The organism is Candidatus Zixiibacteriota bacterium, assembly GCA_036480375.1.
Lineage (GTDB): Bacteria > Zixibacteria > MSB-5A5 > GN15 > JAAZOE01 > JAZGGI01.
Map to the genome: position 1 here is coordinate 47,191 of JAZGGI010000023.1, position 18,071 is coordinate 65,261.

The window sequence follows — 18,071 nt, forward strand, 5'->3', positions numbered from 1 at the left end:
CGGTTCCTCAGCGAAGCGGTGAACCGACGGTTGAGATTGTCAGGTCACTTTCCCGTAAATAAGGAAACAGGACTTGGCGGGACATGATAAAACTTGAAATTATCTTAATTTCAACCGAGGCTATAGTAGGTTGGCCGACTTTGGAATTACAAATAATTAAGTTTGGATTCATGTCCCAAGTATTTATAAATTTCAGAGAAAAGGAGATACCCAAAATGCACTACGGTTGTCAAAGCATGATCGATCAACTCAAAGTAGTCTTGGTTCGCCGTCCTGATGCTTCATTCGCAGTTGATGATCCCCAGCTATGGGGCTATCCGTCAAGCCCAAATATGTTATTGGCACAGCAGGAACACGATAAATTTGTTGATATATTAAATGATGTGGGCGTGAAGGTTCTTTACCATGATGAGGATCTGGTTGATTGTGCAGACGCAATCTTTGTGCGTGATCCCGCAATTATCATATCCGATGGAGCTATAATTTTCCAAATGGCAAAAAAACTCCGCCTCGGTGAAGGAGAAGGCATTCGCCGATGTCTGGAAAAGCTGGGTATTCCAATTCTCCATCAATTTTCAGGAGATGTATTTATTGACGGCGGGGATTTGGTTTGGATTGATAATCATACTTTAGCGGTTGGACAGGGTCCACGTACAGGAAAAGCCGGATTTGATCAATTGGAAAAACTATTATCGCGCCACGGAATTCAAGTACTGCCGGTTCCCTTTTCTAATGCGCTGCATCTTGCATCGGTTTTTTGCCCTATCCATCATAACATAGCGGTTGTCTTGCCAAATTACCTGCCCGAGTCGTTCACCGATTTTCTTGTAAAACGCGGATTTAATCTTATTACTTTACCAGATGAGGAAGATGACTCGCTTGGAATCAGCATTTTAACTTTATCACCCGGCAAATGTCTCATGCTGGAAGGAAATCCTGTTACGATGCGACGACTGCAGTCTGCTGGTTGCGACGTTATGACGTATCAGGGAGATGAAATATCTCTAAAAGGAGGAGGGGGGGCGCTATGCTTAACGCAGCCGCTGCTCCGTGAATCGAAAATTTGATTTTTATTGATAGTTCCTTAATAGCGCGATGAATCGGTTGTTGAGATTGTCGGTCACAATTTTGCTTCACAAAATCAGGACCTGACAGCACAAAAAAGCTTAATTAGGATTTGGAGATGAAAAAACATTTTTTGATTTCAATATTGTTGGCAGTGTCGCCTGGTCTGTCTTTACCGGTAAATGCCAAACTAACGCAGGAGACGGTCGATTCGATGTTTGTTATCGCGTCGTCGGGAGCGATGAAATATAGGGATATGGTTCAGCCGACGATTGATGATATGGCCGGATACGGCGTCGAGATCGTTCCGTTTTTGATAGACAAGCTGGGGACGATAGATGCCCGCGAGCGAGTGACTCTGAGGCAAATCCTTGCAAAGATCGGAAAACCGGCAGTACCGCTTTTGAACGACGCGCTTCTCACCGTCGAGGATTCATTGCAATTGTCGCGGGTGTCGTTGATACTTTTTTATATACCCGATTCATCTTCGGTGGAAAATCTGCTGAAAGTCAAAGACCATTCGTATTACTGGGTACGGTATCAGACGATCCGGGCGCTGGGGAAAATCGGTGATCGGCGGGGCTTGGACGCGATTAAAGAGGCACTACAGGACGAGAATGAACTGGTGCGGACGATGGCGGCTGTATCGGCGGGGCGGATGGTTGATGATGAAGAGTTGTTCGACATTCTCGTTCCGGTATTGGATGATAAATACTACGGCGTCCGTTTTAGCGCGTATGAGGCGTTAAAGAACTTGGATTGTGAAGTGAAGAAGAAATATATATTTAAATATATTGATGATGACAATTCGCATTTTAAGGAATCATATTTGGCCCGGATTATTGCCGAAGATAGTTGCGAATATAATGTCGAAAAAATAAAAGCACATTGTCAGGGCACTTATATAAATAGCTTTATGTTTCAAGCCTTATGGAAATTTGATTGTGAAGCAGCCATGGAGCTTATGCGTATGAGCATTATGACCGATAGTAATACTCGTTCGATAATGAAACGCGAGTCATATATAGATCATCTGAAGCCAGGTCTAACTTCCTGTGATGAAAAAGAAGAAGCGGCTACAGACTCTCGATAAGTTTTATGATTTGCCGGGAGATGATTTTACCGGCGATGAGAATCTTCCCAAGTTGGCCGAAATTCTCGGGGCGGAAATCATCCAAATCGACGGAAGCATCGTTCTCAAAATTGTCGATGACCTCGATATTTTTCCGTACTCAGATTTAAAAGATATTCACGATCATCTTGGTTCCGATCTTTATCAAAATTGGCATTTCAATACCGGCGGAGATGAGTCGAATTATAATCCAGAGCGGTTTGTTTTTTTCGATACCGAAACGACCGGGCTTTCGGGTGCGGGGATGGTGGTGTTCTTGTGCGGATTCGGGTATTTTCATAAAAACTGTTTTCGCGTCGTGCAATATTTTTTGCCCGATTATCCTCATGAATCATTGTTTCTAAAATTATCATCCGAGTATTTGACGCCTGAAACGATTCTTGTAACTTACAATGGTAAATCATTCGACTGGCCAATGATATCGGGGAGGTATACGATTAACCGCATGGATGTTCCCGAAATCGGCGATCATATCGATGTTTTGCATCCGGCCCGATCGCTGTTTCGCAGGCTGGGGGAAGACTGCACGCTGATTACTCTCGAAAAATATCTCTTATCGTTTGACCGGGGCGAGGATATTCCCGGATATCTTATCCCGACCAGGTATTTCGATTATCTCTATGATCGTCAGCCGGGATTGATTCCCGAAATTATCCGGCATAATCGTCTGGATGTAATTTCGTTGGCGCTTGTAACGCGGTATATTCCCGAAGTACTCATTCGCCCCGAGAGAACGAATTCGGTGGCATTAATGGAAGGGGTTATAAATCATTTTTTCAAGAACAAGCGATTTGAACAATTGCTTGAATATGTTAAATATATCCGCCGGGGTTATATGGATGAAAGTTCATTAGTAACTCAATTGCAATATTCATTAACCTTAAAAAAGGTGGGGTATCTGGATGAGGCCAGTCAGATTTGGAAAAATTCCGAATCCCGATTGGACGATCCGCAGGTTTTCAAGCATTTATTGGAATTGGCTAAGTATCAAGAGCATACGGAGAAAGACCCGGTTGCGGCGTCGGAGGTGGTCGAATTGATGCTCAATTTGGAGATGACAGCGACTCAAAAAAAACAGTTAATTCATCGGAAAAAACGACTAATAGGCAGGTGCCTGCGAATATCCTCTAAATCTTAATAAGATACTGTCGATACCCTGTTTAGGGTAATGATATGTCGGAAGAACAGATATTTAATTTGCTAAAGGACAACCGGGAGCTTGCTTCGCTGCCGCAGGTGTTGGCGGAGGTCATTCGCGTCGCTGATGATGAGAATTCTACGGCTAACGCTCTGGCCGATGTAATCCTGAAAGATCCATCCTTAACGGCTCGACTTTTGAGAATCGTCAATTCTCCGTTCTACGGGCTGGCCCGGGAAATTACGACCGTGAACCAGGCGGTGGTAGCGATGGGTTTGCGGGCAGTCAAGGCAATGGCATTATCGACGGGGCTTTATCATAAATTTGATATCAAAAATTCGATTGTAAATCGGGTTCATTTCTGGCGGCATTCACTGGAGGTCGCGATCGCCTGCCGGGAGATTGCCAATATTTGCACCTATCGCCCGGCCGAAGAAGCGTTTGTGGCCGGTCTGATGCATGATCTGGGAGTTTTGGTTCTTCAGGCGAATTTCCCTGACCAATTCAAACGAATCTGGAAACTGGTCGAAGCCGGTGAGAACCAGATTAAGCTTGAGGAAGCGGCCTGGAGCACCAATCATGCCCGGGTGGCCAAGTTTCTTTTGGATCAGTGGAAGATACCGAGATTTATCGGCGAAGCTATCGCCGGACATCATGATGACGTTCATGATGAAAATTCAATACCGAGCGATAGGTTGGGACAGATTGTCTGTCTCGGAAATCTGATTTCAAGATTCAAGGTTTGCCAGACTCCGCCGCTTGATAAGTCTGATGTCGAAAAGGTTGATTATTTATCACAGACTCTGGGGATAGGTCCGACCGTTCTGTCCGAGTTGCAGGAACGGATAATGAAGATGTTAGTCCAGGAATCGGAGTTTCTCGATATCCAGATCGGTTCGCCGATTGATCTTTTGGAAGCCGCCAATAGTTTGATATACAAGCAATATATTCTGGTGGAATCGGTCCTGCGGGAAAACCGGAAAATGCAGGCCCAGATTGCCCGCGACCAGATGAAAAAAGCGGCCCTCGATTCGTTGAAAACAATAACGGCAACTCTATCGCATTACATCAATAACGCCTCGGCGACTATTTTGGGGCGGGCGCAGTTGGTGGAGCTGGCTGTATCCAAAGGAACCATAACCGACGATAATAATACCGCCGCCAATTCAATGGATGTAATTATAAAATCGGTGGAGACGATTTCGTTAGTACTGGAAGAACTTAAAGAGATGTCGAGTTTTGATACGACCGTTTATCATGATGAGACGTCGATTCTCGATATCGAGGATAAGCTGCGAAACCAGATAGCCAAAATCGAAGCCGATAAGAGAATTACCGCCAAATCGAAATAATTTTTCAATCCGCAATTAATAATTAAAAATTGATCAGCAAATAATTTGCGATATCAATGGCATTTTATTCTGACCCAAATATGGGAATTGAAACAATTCATTAATAACGCCGTACTAATAAAAAATAGTAATCCAAATAATAATCTCATGATAAATGACTCGAGTAATGAATGAAAGTCATATTTGGAAGAGGTTAGTCATAAGAAAATCGATTCAACGTTAAATAAATAACTTGTATTAGGCCAATATTTTTCAGGAGGTTTATTAGGGATGCATTATATTAAATCGGCGATCCGGAATATATGGAAAAATAAATCATATTCAATCATTTCAATGATTGGGTTATCCGTCGGTCTCTCCTGCTGTTTTGCGTTATTTATATTTGTCAATCATGAACTTTCATTTGATTCATTTCACAGTCGAAGCAATGAAATCTATCGTGTGGTGGAAGAGATGCGAAGCTCCGATGGATTCTTTAGAACTCGTCCGTATACCGGGACACCGCTGGCACCGTTGGTTGAGGCTGAAGTGCCTTCGGTTGAACACGCTATTCGAATATCGCTATGGGAAGGATTGATTAAATACGAAGAGAATTGCTTCAGAGAAAAACATGTTTGTTTTGCCGATCCTGCTTTTTTTGATCTGTTTTCTTTTCCTATTCTCACCGGTGATTCTGCAAAGTCCCTTTCTTCGCCAAACTCTGTATTGATTAGCGATAAAATGGCAAAAAAATATTTTGGCGAGGAAAATCCGACCGGGAAGACCATAATTTTTGAAAACGCCATAAATCTTACTGTAACCGGAATCATTGATGTAATTCCAGCCAACTCGCATTTGCAATTTGATTTTGTGGCATCATTTTCCACGCTCGAAAACGCTTATCAGGGGTGGTCCAATCATTGGGATTCACGCACGGCAACATATTTGTTATTGAATGATAAAGAGTCATCGCCTCTTATAACTGAGCGCCTGAATATTTTGGCAGATAAATATCGAAATAACGCCGATAAGAAGGTTGTCTATTCATTAGAATCCGTTAAAGATATCCATCTCCGGTGGGATACCAATTCCGAAAAGCTATACATCTTCGCGGCTTTGGCAATCAGTATCCTGATTATTGCCATCGTCAATTATATCAATATTTCAACGGCTCTGATCTTTGATAGATTACGCGGTATCAGTATGCGGAAGATTCTGGGTGCGAAAACACGCCACATCGTATATCAATTTTTCGTGGAGTCATTTATCATTACCATTTTGGGATCGCTCATTGCGTTATTATTCATGAACCTTTTTCAAACTTCGTTTGGGTTGTTATCTGAAACGGGCCGTCAAATAAGTTTTTGGGGTGATACCAACGCATTTTTAATTGTTGGTCTGGTGACAGTATTAACCGGAATTGTTACGGGGATATGCCCGGCCCTGGTATTATCATCGAATATTTCCCTCAAGATATTCGGTGCCAACCGAACTGGCAAAAAATCAACATCCCGAACAAGATCAGGATTGGTTATTTTTCAATTTTCATGTACTGTCATTTTACTTTTTGCCGTACTAACCGTCAATAAACAGTATAATTTACTTATGAATAAGGATCTGGGTTATAATAAGAGCGGGCTAATTGTGATCCCTATCGGTATTGATGAGGCATATAAAAAACAACGAATCCTCAAATCGGAAATGATTAAACTTGCCAATGTAACGGGAGTGGCCGCCGCATCAAAAAGTCCCGCTGAAACTGACTGCAACGCTTTGTCATATGCTTCCGAGGAAGATAGGAATCTGAAGGTTGTTCCCACCCTCTGGATCGACAGTTCATTTATCAAGACAATGGGTGTCAGATTGAAGGATGACCAAATCGCATATGATATGGATTGCGGATTTATCCTGAATGAATCCGCCCGCAAGTATTTAAATTTGATTATGGACAATAATCTAAAAACACGATTAAGAGCTTTTGCGGGATCATCATCGGAGGGAGAACCCTGGTACGATAATGAAGTAATCGGGGTTGTACAGGATTTCCATTTTCGATACCTTCGGAACAGTTTGCAGCCCTTGATAATGGTTTTAGATGATAGCCGATGCAATTATCTTTTGGTCAGGGTAAATGATTCAAACAATGACAATACAATTATTGGGATGCAAAATATTTGGAAAGATATTGTAGGCCTGAATGTTCCTTTTGAGTATTCAGTGCTTTCCGATGATTTAAATAACCTATACGGTTCAGAGAACAAAAGTGTAAAAATCTTAACCTATTCAAGTATCCTTTCGATTCTTATCGCGGCCCTTGGATTGTTAGGGTTGTCTGCATTTACGGTTCGGCACCGAATGAAAGAAATCTGTATTCGAAAGGTATTAGGCGCTTCAGTAATAAGCATAATCTCACTGCTGGTCCGCAAATATTTGTTATTGGTGACCATTTCAAATTTAATAGCATTGCCTATTGGGTTCCTGTTATTAAATGACTGGTTAAAAAATTTCGTATATCGCGTTGAACCCGGATGGGAAATATTTGTAACGGTTGGAATATTGACTATCGCAATTGCGCTCGTGGTCGTGACTGTCAGGACAATTAATGCCGCGAACATTAATCCGGCACAAATCCTGAAATGTGAATAAGCCGGAAATAAGAATTAGTTTTTATGCAGAAAAAGGGCCGGGAGAAGTCCGGCCCTTATAATCGTCCACCAACTGAAAAATTTACCTATCCGCGATTTTATTATCTTCTACTATTTAATTCGTAGAAACGATTCCAAAGTTTCGTTTATTTTTGGTTCTGATTAATTATACACGCAAAGAGTTAGTTGGTTGAAATTTTTATTGAGGAATTATCTCCGTGAATGGTCAGGGTGGGCTTATTGTCATCAATAATTACTTCACCGTAGGTAATATTGCCGTTAGTGGAAATCTTTAACGGCAAATCTGAGTCAATTCTTCCCAGTGATGTGTAGGCGTTCAGGTTATAGCTGATGTCTTCAGGAAGTTCCAGTTCAATATTGCCGTATCGTGTAGAAATCTGGCAATCATGAGATATATCCAGAATGCGCATTAATTCTATTGAACCGTTGTTATTGGTAATTTGAAAATCGCCTTTGATATTTTCTCCCGAGATGAGACCAAAACTGGTGCTGACTACGGATCGACCGCCAATATTAACGAAATCAATCGATGAGTTTTGATTGGCTATATCAATATCACCCTCGATTGAATATAAAGAGATTGGATAATTTTGGTTTGACACGATAACATTTCCGGCGACATCGGAGATATTCACCGGGGCGCTGGTATTATTAATCCTGACAAATCCGCCTGCGCCTTCAACGTCAATCTGTCCAAAGCGGCCGCTGATATCGACGTCCCCCTCGGCTTGTTCAATGTATATTCGGCAATTGGAAGATTCGATATCGATGCTCTTGCCAACCTGAACAATACTAATGGATGCCATTCGGTTTGTAACTTCCAGGGTGCCGCCAACGTTGTTGATTTCGATTTCGGCGTTGATATTTTCCACAATGGCGTTGCCGCCAATGTTCTCGACCAAAATATCACCGAATGAATTGGAGGCTTCGAGATTTCCGGAGATATCGTAAATTTCCATTTTGCCGTTGCTCGATTGAATCTCGGCGTCGCCCTCGAGGTGATTAATTATGACTTTCCCCGATGTGTTTATTTCGAGTTCTCCGATTGATTTAGAAATTGTTACGGGGGCATAACTGTTTCGAATTATAGATCTTCCATTGAGCATTGATGCTTCAATGGGCCCGAAAGAGTTTGTTATTTCAGAATGGCCGGAGATATCTTTAAGGAAAATTTCTCCCGTTGAGTTGGTAACATATACGTCTCCGTCAACGTGCAGCATTTCAATGTTTGAAAAACTTGAATTGAGAATTATTTTATTGTGATGGCCGGTGATCGATACCGGTCCGAAGGCGTTGGATAGTCTAAGAGGATTATCGCGGGGAATTTTTATATCCAGATGAGATGATACGATCCCGATAGCCTTTTCATTATTATCGGAAAATGGATAGACTACTTCAACTATGATGCCATCATTCCCCGAACCGTTCCGTAAATTCGATTCCGCTTTTAATTTGATTCGTTCGGCAATTCTTTTGCTCGTATTCGAATGTTCAGAATAATTGATAGTCAATTCAGCGACAATCTCTGAACTATTTCGCGCCGTGACCGTAATACCACCGATATTATTAATTATCGCGATAGTCGCATCGCTGCCAGTGGAAGATACGGACGCGGATTTTTCCAGATGGGAGTCAAATTCATGAAAGAAATTGGGCATAGCGGGCATAGCCGGAATGGCCAGGTTTTTCATTAGGCTATCTAAATCAAGTAGATCTTCAATATTAGGAAGCTCAATTCCGGATTTTCGCTCCTTTTCACGGTATTTTTTATGGGCTTCTCGATATTCCCGTTGAGCCTGACGGAGGGCGTTATCGATTATAATTGAGATATTTTCGTCATTCGATGTCTCATATTCATCAAAATCATCTTTCATCTCTTCCAATTGATCTTTTATATCTTCGAGATCATTACCCAGAGACCTTAAATGCCGGAGATGTTTCCTTTTGATTTTGGTTTTGCCCTCGCGCAGTTCTGTGTGCAGCTCATCCAGATTTTCCATAGCTTTATCGAGAGCAATAGAAAGATTTTTGATCATTTCATCAGTGACGTCTTTTGAAAATTCATTATCGATAGATTCTTCTAATATCTCGAGAGCCGTCATTGTTTCGTCAAGGGTATAAAGACTATACGTCTCAAAGTAATCTTCGAATTCGCCGATAACTGATTCCAGTTGTTCAATAAGCTGACTATAGTTTTGACTGATGGCCAGGATCCGGGTATCATAATCATCGCCTTTATCAAGTCCGTATTTGGGTGAAGGTTTTGAAGCGTTTTCTTCTTCCTGGGCACAAACGGCATTAAATGAGAAAATCAGCAGACTACTCATTACCATTAATACGGATAGCGAATATTTTCCAAGTTTGCCGTACATGATTGGATCTCGTTAATTTATTATACGTTTCGGGCTAAGATTACCCATAAGCTGGTAGCGCGACGGTATTTCAAGGCGTTTATAAATACTTATTTTCTGTTTATAAACCTCAGCCAGTCGAAGTTTGATTTCCTGATTATGCGGATGACGCTCCATGGCGGTTTTGATGATCGCAATTTTTTCATTAAGCCCGTTTAATTGACTAATGAAATAATCCTGCACTTCCGGCGGATATTTATCGCCCTGGCTCATCATAAACAATGAAACGTACGCTACCTCAGGATTTATTTCACCCGCCTGAACCTGATTGTTATTGCCGCCCATATCGGTCGATAAATCCGGCATCAAGGTTAATATTATTACCAATAATACGGTCGCTACAACACCCGCTAAAGGTATGGAATTTTTATACGAATGTAAAAAGGAAAATTGAAAAATCGGATGGGAATTATCGCCTTCTTCCCAGGGATGTTCATCAACCGCCAGGGAAATCCTTTCCCATAAATAATTGGGTGGTTGAAAATTCCCCAATTTTGGGGAAACGTTAGATAATTCGACGTAAAAATCGGCTTCTTTCCTGCAATCTTCGCAGATTTCCAGGTGTTTTTGCACCTTGTTTTCGATCTTCGGACGTAAGGGATCATCGGTCCTGTCCGAAAGGAGCCTTTTTATGAGTTGGCATTTATAATGAAAAAGTGGCATAATCATATCCTAACCGACCAGAATTTTCCTCAGCATGGCTCGGGCTTTGGAAAGTTGAGATTTTGAGGTGCCTTCGGCCAAATTCAATCTTTCGGCGATTTCTCGATGATTGAAGCCTTCAATATCATGCAAAACGAAAACCATGCGACAGCCGTGAGGGAGGTGCTTGATTGCTTTATCCAACTTTTGCCGCAGAATCATTTTCTTTTGATCCGGCTCAACGACACCGCAGTTTACGTCATTTAAATCCTCAAATGTGCCTTTCTTCTTTCTAAGATATTCAAGTCCGACATTAACGCATATCCGGTATAGCCAGCTTGACAGGGTAGATCGTCCGGCAAAAAGATTGATTTTCTGGTAAGCTCGGACAAATGTATCCTGGACGATATCTTCAGCCTCCGCCGCGGTTTTAGTCAATCGTCTGGCCAAATTATAAAGAACGGAAACGTTGCGGTCATAAATATCTCTGAATAATTCTCTGTTTCCGGCCGCGATATCCTGGGCAATTCGGTAATCTTCAGCATAAGTATTTGGTATTTGAGCTTCCTGAATAACCAATCCGGCACTAACCGTAGAGTTTTTCATAGTTTAATCCAAATCGTTTCAATATTATGACGCAAAATACAGTCGGAACGTTGTTTCCTATTATTACGAAATTCGGCGTTAACAGTTTCACGCAAGTACTTGACAAATAAAGAATTTTTTCTATATTTGATTTATAGAGGTTTTCAAAACTTCTATATTTGTACCCGCCGCCGGAATATGTAATTTTCTGCCCGCGAGGGTTTTGCAAAGTATGCAATGAAATTACCATTTGCAGTGATTTCGGACTGATTTATGGTGTTGATATTGCAGTGATTTGTATGAGTCTATTTTGGTGTTATTCCTTGTGAGGCAACAGGTAAGGAGATTTCGCGGAAGCTCAAAGGCTAAAGGATCGTCGGTTTAAGGCAACCGGCATATCAGTTGCACGAAAGCCTATGAATTTATAGCCGGGGACGAATTATGAAAAATAATTTTTCTTACCTGTTAGTAATTTTTATCTCAATCGCGACTTTTGCCCTCGTTACCGCGGGGGAAACGGCAACGATTGAAAACGCTCAACAATTCAGAAATCATCAGCATAAAACATTTTTGAAGAATGAATTACTCGGAAAGATTGAGACGCCACAAATCTTTACCGAAGGCAAAAGTGTTTCGTCTCTGGCTCTTAATTTTGATGATTTGTTGGTTTCGGAAACCTCCGGCCCGGCAAATTTTGCGCAGGAAAACGCCGATTTAGCGGCCCTGTCAGGTGGTCGTATAGCCGCGGCTTGGGAAGATAATCGTTCCGGTCCCGTTTCAATTTATCTCCAGATATTTGATGCCAACGGTAATCCAATTGGAAGTAATGAACTGTTAGTTTTCGGAAACGGTTATGATATTACTGATCCACATATCTGTCCTGACGCGGATGGGAATTTTTATGTCATTTGGAGGGAAGACGCAAATGGTTTTCTTCAGGCGGCCCGTTTTGATTCAACCGGCGCCATAATAACTGACTTGTTTTTTGTATCGGATACCCTGTTTGTCAGTTACGCCGGGGAATTTGACGCAGCCTGCCTCTTGGACGGTAAATTAGTTGTGGTCTGGGAAAATTATTCGATTGGCAATGATATTGCCTATAGGATTTTTAATACCAGCGGTGTCCCAACAACTTCGGTCATGTTGGCCAACAGCGATGGACCTTTTAATCAGCACTGGTCGCCTGCCGTTGCCAGGGGTGAAAATAACAATTTCGCGATTACCTGGGAAGATTACCGGGGAGATAAAGCCGATATTTATTTTCGTCGGTTCGACCCTCTGGGTAATCCTTATGCCGCTGAATATGAACTGTCCGATGCCGACGCAAGGGATTCAGCGCGATTTCTGCCTTCCATAATTTTTAATGCTTCCAACGGATATGTTGTCGCGTGGGTTGATCTGCGCGACGGACGGAATATTTACGGTCAGACGCTTTCCTCGACCGGAACAATACAGGGCACGAATGTACTAATCAGCGATGAAACATCATCGGCTTCCAACTGGGAAATAGATTTATCAACCGGATCTTCCAATTCAATCCTGGCGGCCTGGACCGTTTATGCTCAGCGAAATACAATTATTCTGCAGCGTTTCTCGGCAAGCCTGGAGAAAAACGGAACCAATATTGAAGTCTCGGATGCCACCGAAAAGCTTCGCTTTTCTCCGGCCGTCGCCGGCGGTGAGACGGGCAATGCGGTTATCGTCTGGACTGATTTAAGCTCAAGCAGCATAGATATATTTGCCGATGTAATAAACTCTTCGGATTTAAGCCTGGGATCGGATTTTGTCGTTAATGATGATAGTACCGGCGCTCCCTCCATTGAACCGGCTGTGGCCGACTTTGGATCGTATGAGTGGGAAATTGTTTTTACCGATTTGCGCCGTGATGCCGGTGATATTATGTTACAACGGGCATATGTCGGTGGTTCATTAAACGGCGTTAATCGCAGGATTAATTCCGACACGACCGGAGGGTATCAATCACAACCGGCCATCGCTTCCGATAATGACAAACTTTGTATAAGCTGGACGGATGTCCGCAGTAATGGCATTAACGGCCAAAATATCGTATGCTGTTTCGTGCGCCCCCATTATAATTTGACCGATGAAATTGTCGTCAATGATGACAACATCGGTTCAGCGTCTCATTTTGGTTCCGATTGCGCCATTAATCTGCTGGGAATTACTCTGATAACATGGACCGACACCCGGATGGGCAATAATAAAGTCTTTGGCCAGTTATTTGGGTCGGATTTTTCACCCCTCGGCGCAAATTTCCTGATCGGTCCCGATAATCCCGCTAAAATTGGCGAGCTTTCCAAAATTGCCGTTGATGAAAACGGAAACTTCATTGTCGTTTATTTGAATCGTTTATTCAGCGGCGGTCCTGCCATTGAGCTTAAAAAAGTTACCACCGCGGGCGTTGTATGGGATTTGTTTACGTTCCAGTCAGATCAAAACGGATATCAGATCGATGAATTTGATTTAGTAATAAATGATGCCGGTGATATTATTGTAGTATGGCATGGTTACAGTTTTTCGGGCACAGAATTGTTTTTGACGGTGTTCGATAACATCGGAAATGTAACAACCGCTACGTTTCCGATAATAGACGATCCGGCGGCTATGCCCGGACAGGCTTCAACGTCGATTGATTCAGATGGATACCTGTTTATTACCTGGCTGGATAGTCGCACCGGTTCGAAATCTCCTTTTAAGCAGATTTTTGAATCAGGCTTGACGCCTTTGCAGGGTAACGTCCCGGTTTCGGCAACCGAAGCGCCATTCATGCAGAATCCGGTTGCCGCTAACAATCGAGGACGAGGCGTAGCCATCTGGGCCGATGCCCGTGAAAACGGTATGAATATTTATGCCGCCCAGGATTTGTACGCTCCAACTTCAGCCGAAAACGACGTTATCATTCCGACTGAATATAGTCTGGCACAAAATCACCCCAATCCTTTCAATCCTTTTACGACTATTGATTTTTCACTGCCCCAGGCGGGAGATGTCAAACTTGAAATATTCAATCTTCTCGGTCAGCGGGTTCGCCTACTGAGCGACTCGCATTTTCCGGCCGGAACGCATAAGATAATCTGGGATGGTTTAACCGACGCAGGTCGGCAATCGGCCTCGGGAATTTATCTCTATCGTCTTACAAGCGAAGAATTTCAGCAAACCCGAAAGATGATGCTCCTGAAATAGGATGATGAGCCAAATGCGTATTTTTGTACACATAATTTTCGTCGTCTGCCTGATCATTTCCATGCCTCTCAGTTCAATGGCTCTGGACTGGCCGATCAAGGACGCCAACATGAAGCATCAAATCGGAAACTCGCACGGTGAGTTTCAGTTTTACGGTGGGCAGCCTTATTTTCATCCCGGCATTGATATTCTGGCTCCGGCGGGAACCCCGGTTTACGCCGTTGAATCCGGTTATGTGAAAGCCGTTTTAACGACTTCGGCCGATTTGCATTGGCGTGTCGTTATTGGCGATAATAAAGGCGCGGATGAATGTGACGGCTGGCTGTACGCTCATCTTGATGAATCTTCAATAACCGTTGAGGAGGGTCAGTGGATTGAGGCCGGGACAATGATTGGAAGATTGGTAAAGTGGCCGGTCGCCGGTTTTCATCATTTGCATTTCGCGAAAGTCAGACATTCGGGAAAAGTATGGGATTCAAACTGGAAATTTATTGGAAATCCCCTTGATGAACTCGACCCTCTCGATGATAAGATCGCTCCCGTATTCGAAAATGCCATCGGCAATCGACTTCTGGCATTCAGCGTAAATGAGTCAGAGTATTATTTCAATGAGGGAGAGGCGTTATCGGGTGACGTTGATATTATCGCACGGGTTTATGATTATATTAATGATGAAAATTGGAAAGTAGCTCCGTATCAGATAGAATATATGATCGCGGGCAAAGCCACAATAAAGTGGACGAACGCAGTAAATTTCACAGGGAATATTGATTTTGATAAAAATGTCGAAGTGATTTATAAAAGAGATCAGCTTTGTTCTACCCGCGGGAATTATGATTATCGTCAATTTTTCCATGTAATAACCAATACCGATGGTGACGATAAAATAGAAAAATCTGACGCCGGTTTTTCATGGGAAACGGGAAAATTCCCCGATGGTCAATATACTATTTATATTCGAGCGGCGGATAAGGCGGGAAATGCGACTGTAGCTTCCATGGATGTCACCGTCGCCAATAGCTTTGCCAGGGACGACAAATCGATGCTGAAAGGCGCAGACAAGGATAATCTCGTTTCATCGGATGAAATTAATGCCGGACCCGAGACAACGGATTCCGGTAATAGCGGCATTTAAAAATGCTCAAATAAAAATACCGCAAAAAAATCCTGAATAAAGTGAGCTAAAATACCGGGCCAGATTGAACGAGTCAGGGCGTACAAAATCGCGAACATCGTTCCGTAAACCAGAATAACGAGAAATCCACCCAATCCCTGGTACAAATGTCCGGTCGCGAAGGCCATTGACGAAATCAAAACGGGAACCGTCCAGCCCCATCCGGTCAGGCCCTTGATACGGCTCATTACATATCCTCGAAATGAAACTTCCTCGCATATCGCGGCCGTGATCGACACTCCCAGCCACCACCAGATATACTCCTGCGCCTTTTTTAGAATTTCCTCAATGTTATTGCTGAATTCGATTCCAATCATCTCAAGGAATATCTGAACGACCGCCAGAATGATATTTGAAGCGATAATAAAAACTAAGGCATATCCCAGATATGATAATTTGAATCTGCCCAGACCAATTGAGGATAAAGGAGCTTTTTCGCGCCAAACGGCCAATAATACCGCCAAAGCAATCATCCATAACATTGCCATCGTCGGGACAAAGAAAAACCAGACCGGATCGAATAAATCGAGGTTCATTTCATTATCGAAAAGTAAGGCGATGAGAATATTAAGTCCCGGAAAAATTATTAAGAGAAATATCAGGACGATATAGGTTCCGATACTGGTTCGATAAGGAAAAGCCGATTCCTTCGAATTTCTTTCGGGGTCACTCTCAGGGTATTCAGGGATGTTTGGATTTATATCTTCCATTCAATTTTCTCAGCCAATATGTAATATCATCGTCATGTTGAGCGATAAAGTAATCAATTTTCCAGTCTTGTCAAATCAACTTGTCAGGAAAGTGACTCACAATGATATAAAAGTGTTTCAAGTTTTTGGGAGAGATTGTATGTGATGTGCTTGTAATAGACAGAATTCTGATATATCCGTATTTTCCTCGTGCACTTTGAAACGGGCAAGGAGGAATTATGAGAAAAGAACGGATAATTTATCAGGACTGGATTGTCACGCTGGGACGAGACCCGTCGATACCGTGCGATGGACGGGCCGAGAAAAACAGCGATCAATATAATTGTGATATTATCATGGCTGTCAATCGAGCGCTTGAGATTCTCAACAAAGATGAAGCGTCATTTATTCATGCGTTTTATATGGATGGGATGGGATATCGGCAAATTAGCGAGAAATCAGGGCGCGCAATTTATAAATTGGAAGCGTTGCATAATCGAGCCTTAAGAAAATTAAAGAGACATCTTTATCAATCATTAAAAGGCAAGGTTAATCTCCCCGAGCCAAAGCAAATCGAATGCTGTTTGTGTCGCCATCCTCAGTTGGAGGATATAAATCAATTGATAATGGCCAAGAGAAAAAGTGAAACATGGAAATATGTCATCAAAACTTTAAAAGATGAATACGGGATTTTTATAAAGACTCCCCAACGATTAATCGGTCATCTTAAATATCATATTATCAAGGAGGCATAAGTGAAGCAGATTAAAAGTTGAGAGGTGAACATTGTCTGAATGTTTTTGTATCTTATGAATTGAAATCGCGGCTGTCCGATTTGGCTGACAAATACGACCGCACAACGGCCGATATGGTCAGAGCTGTTTTGAAAATCGGGATTCCAATGATGGAGGGTATTAGCGAGGCTGAAGGAATAATGATGAAAGAATATATTGAACTTTTTCGCAAACTTCGCCAGGTTCGGAAGCTTAAAGGTTAACTCGTAAGGAACCAATTGATTATGTGGATATCGACGGGTTATCCACATAATAGCAACAGGGTTGTCCACAATATAAAGTATAATTATTTAAATAATTGCACAATATGTTGTGCTTTTTTTCAAAATTTACGTATTTTTTATTTGACAACGGGGAAAAAATGTGCCATTTTCTTTTTGCCTGTGGGAAATTGTGCTGAGAGAAGAGGAACAGAAAACAATAACCCCTCTATACTGGCCAAAATGTTGTCAGGCAATATGTTGCGGAGAATTACCCGATGTGGGGCAAGGTATATTGTGCGCTAAAGTGATTAAAATATGATACTCGTTTATAGGAAGCGATTGTAAAATGAATGTAGAAACCGGAATAAGTGAAATTGATATGAAAAAATTGGAGGCCAAACCGGAAATCATTCTGATGGCAATCACGCCTAACGCTGAAGACGTGATTGAGAGGGCCTGCCGGACCTGTTATTTATCTTTTCATCGATATAAGCCTCCGGCGTCGACTGAAGAATTGATTAAGAAGGTTATTCGCAAAAAACATCATTCAGTATTGGAGCATGCCCTGGCGACTTTTCGCATAAAAGGTGGTTCGCGAGTGTTTACTCATGAGTTGGTCCGGCATCGTTTGATGTCGCCATCTCAGGAATCACAGCGGTATGTCAAGTATGGAAAAACCCGGGATTATGATATCGTGGTTCCGGATACAATCAGAAATACCGAGTATTATCAGCCGTATATGGAAATGGCGGCCGGGGCGGAGAGGCTTTATTCGGAAATGGTCAAAGCTGATATTCCCAAGGAAGATGCCCGGTATATTTTGCCTAACGCGACCACGTCCGAGATTGTGATTTCGGCCAATTTCCGTGAGCTTCGCCATATATTTCAGGTTCGTTGTCATCCGCGGGCTCACTGGGAAATCAGATATATTTGTTTGGAAATGCTCAGGATAATGAAACGAGAAGCTCCCATCGTTTTTTGGGATTATGAGATAGATGAAGAAAATATGTGTGTTATCATCAAGGATGAATAGCATC

General features: G+C 42.4%; 14 protein-coding genes. 10 read left to right on the forward strand and 4 right to left on the reverse strand.

From position 1 onward, the window contains the following. Positions 1-83 precede the first annotated feature (83 nt). From V3V99_06000 to V3V99_06020, 5 genes are all read left to right on the forward strand, one after another. Positions 84-1,067 carry an arginine deiminase family protein gene (locus tag V3V99_06000; GenBank protein ID MEE9442202.1) on the forward strand — a complete coding sequence of 328 codons (984 nt, stop codon included), beginning with the start codon at positions 84-86 and terminating at the stop codon, positions 1,065-1,067. A 116-nt stretch (positions 1,068-1,183) separates the two neighbouring features. Next, complete coding sequence (locus V3V99_06005; protein MEE9442203.1) at positions 1,184-2,158, forward strand: HEAT repeat domain-containing protein; 975 nt, start codon at positions 1,184-1,186, stop codon at positions 2,156-2,158. Next, positions 2,124-3,335 carry a ribonuclease H-like domain-containing protein gene (locus V3V99_06010; protein MEE9442204.1) on the forward strand — a complete coding sequence of 404 codons (1,212 nt, stop codon included), beginning with the start codon at positions 2,124-2,126 and terminating at the stop codon, positions 3,333-3,335. The genes V3V99_06005 and V3V99_06010 overlap by 35 nt, the downstream gene beginning before the upstream one ends. A gap of 35 nt (positions 3,336-3,370) precedes the next feature. Continuing rightward, complete coding sequence (locus V3V99_06015; protein ID MEE9442205.1) at positions 3,371-4,687, forward strand: HDOD domain-containing protein; 1,317 nt, start codon at positions 3,371-3,373, stop codon at positions 4,685-4,687. A 270-nt stretch (positions 4,688-4,957) separates the two neighbouring features. Then, a complete protein-coding gene (locus tag V3V99_06020) occupies positions 4,958-7,312 on the forward strand; it encodes an ABC transporter permease (GenBank protein ID MEE9442206.1) in 2,355 nt (784 codons plus the stop codon). 181 nt (positions 7,313-7,493) lie between these two features. Here V3V99_06020 and V3V99_06025 read toward each other — a convergent pair whose 3' ends face one another. The 3 genes from V3V99_06025 to V3V99_06035 are packed head-to-tail and all read right to left on the reverse strand — an operon-like array spanning position 7,494 to position 10,991. After that, entirely contained in the window at positions 7,494-9,704 is a 2,211-nt protein-coding gene (locus V3V99_06025) for a hypothetical protein (GenBank protein ID MEE9442207.1), read from the reverse strand. A 12-nt stretch (positions 9,705-9,716) separates the two neighbouring features. Next, positions 9,717-10,406: a zf-HC2 domain-containing protein gene (locus V3V99_06030; protein ID MEE9442208.1), complete on the reverse strand. Its 690-nt coding sequence runs from the start codon at positions 10,404-10,406 to the stop codon at positions 9,717-9,719. Positions 10,407-10,415: 9 nt separating this feature from the next. Then, on the reverse strand, positions 10,416-10,991 hold the full coding sequence (locus V3V99_06035) for an RNA polymerase sigma factor (GenBank protein ID MEE9442209.1): 576 nt from the start codon (positions 10,989-10,991) through the stop codon (positions 10,416-10,418). Between the two features lie 420 nt (positions 10,992-11,411). Here V3V99_06035 and V3V99_06040 point away from each other — a divergent pair, with 420 nt between their 5' ends. Together V3V99_06040 and V3V99_06045 are read left to right on the forward strand one after the other, a co-directional pair. Beyond that, on the forward strand, positions 11,412-14,174 hold the full coding sequence (locus V3V99_06040) for a T9SS type A sorting domain-containing protein (protein ID MEE9442210.1): 2,763 nt from the start codon (positions 11,412-11,414) through the stop codon (positions 14,172-14,174). 13 nt (positions 14,175-14,187) lie between these two features. After that, complete coding sequence (locus tag V3V99_06045) at positions 14,188-15,309, forward strand: M23 family metallopeptidase (protein MEE9442211.1); 1,122 nt, start codon at positions 14,188-14,190, stop codon at positions 15,307-15,309. Here the strand turns inward: V3V99_06045 and V3V99_06050 are convergent. Next, positions 15,306-16,058, reverse strand: a complete 753-nt coding sequence (locus V3V99_06050) for a type II CAAX endopeptidase family protein (GenBank protein MEE9442212.1) — start codon at positions 16,056-16,058, stop codon at positions 15,306-15,308. The two genes, V3V99_06045 and V3V99_06050, sit on opposite strands and share 4 nt — an antisense overlap. 218 nt (positions 16,059-16,276) lie before the next feature. On the opposite strand from V3V99_06050, the gene V3V99_06055 reads away from it, so the two are divergent. From V3V99_06055 to thyX, 3 genes are all read left to right on the forward strand, one after another. After that, a complete protein-coding gene (locus V3V99_06055; GenBank protein ID MEE9442213.1) occupies positions 16,277-16,792 on the forward strand; it encodes a hypothetical protein in 516 nt (171 codons plus the stop codon). A gap of 17 nt (positions 16,793-16,809) precedes the next feature. Beyond that, positions 16,810-17,034: a hypothetical protein gene (locus tag V3V99_06060; protein MEE9442214.1), complete on the forward strand. Its 225-nt coding sequence runs from the start codon at positions 16,810-16,812 to the stop codon at positions 17,032-17,034. A 346-nt stretch (positions 17,035-17,380) separates the two neighbouring features. Next, entirely contained in the window at positions 17,381-18,067 is a 687-nt protein-coding gene (gene thyX / locus V3V99_06065; GenBank protein MEE9442215.1) for an FAD-dependent thymidylate synthase, read from the forward strand. The last annotated feature ends 4 nt before the right edge of the window (positions 18,068-18,071 follow it).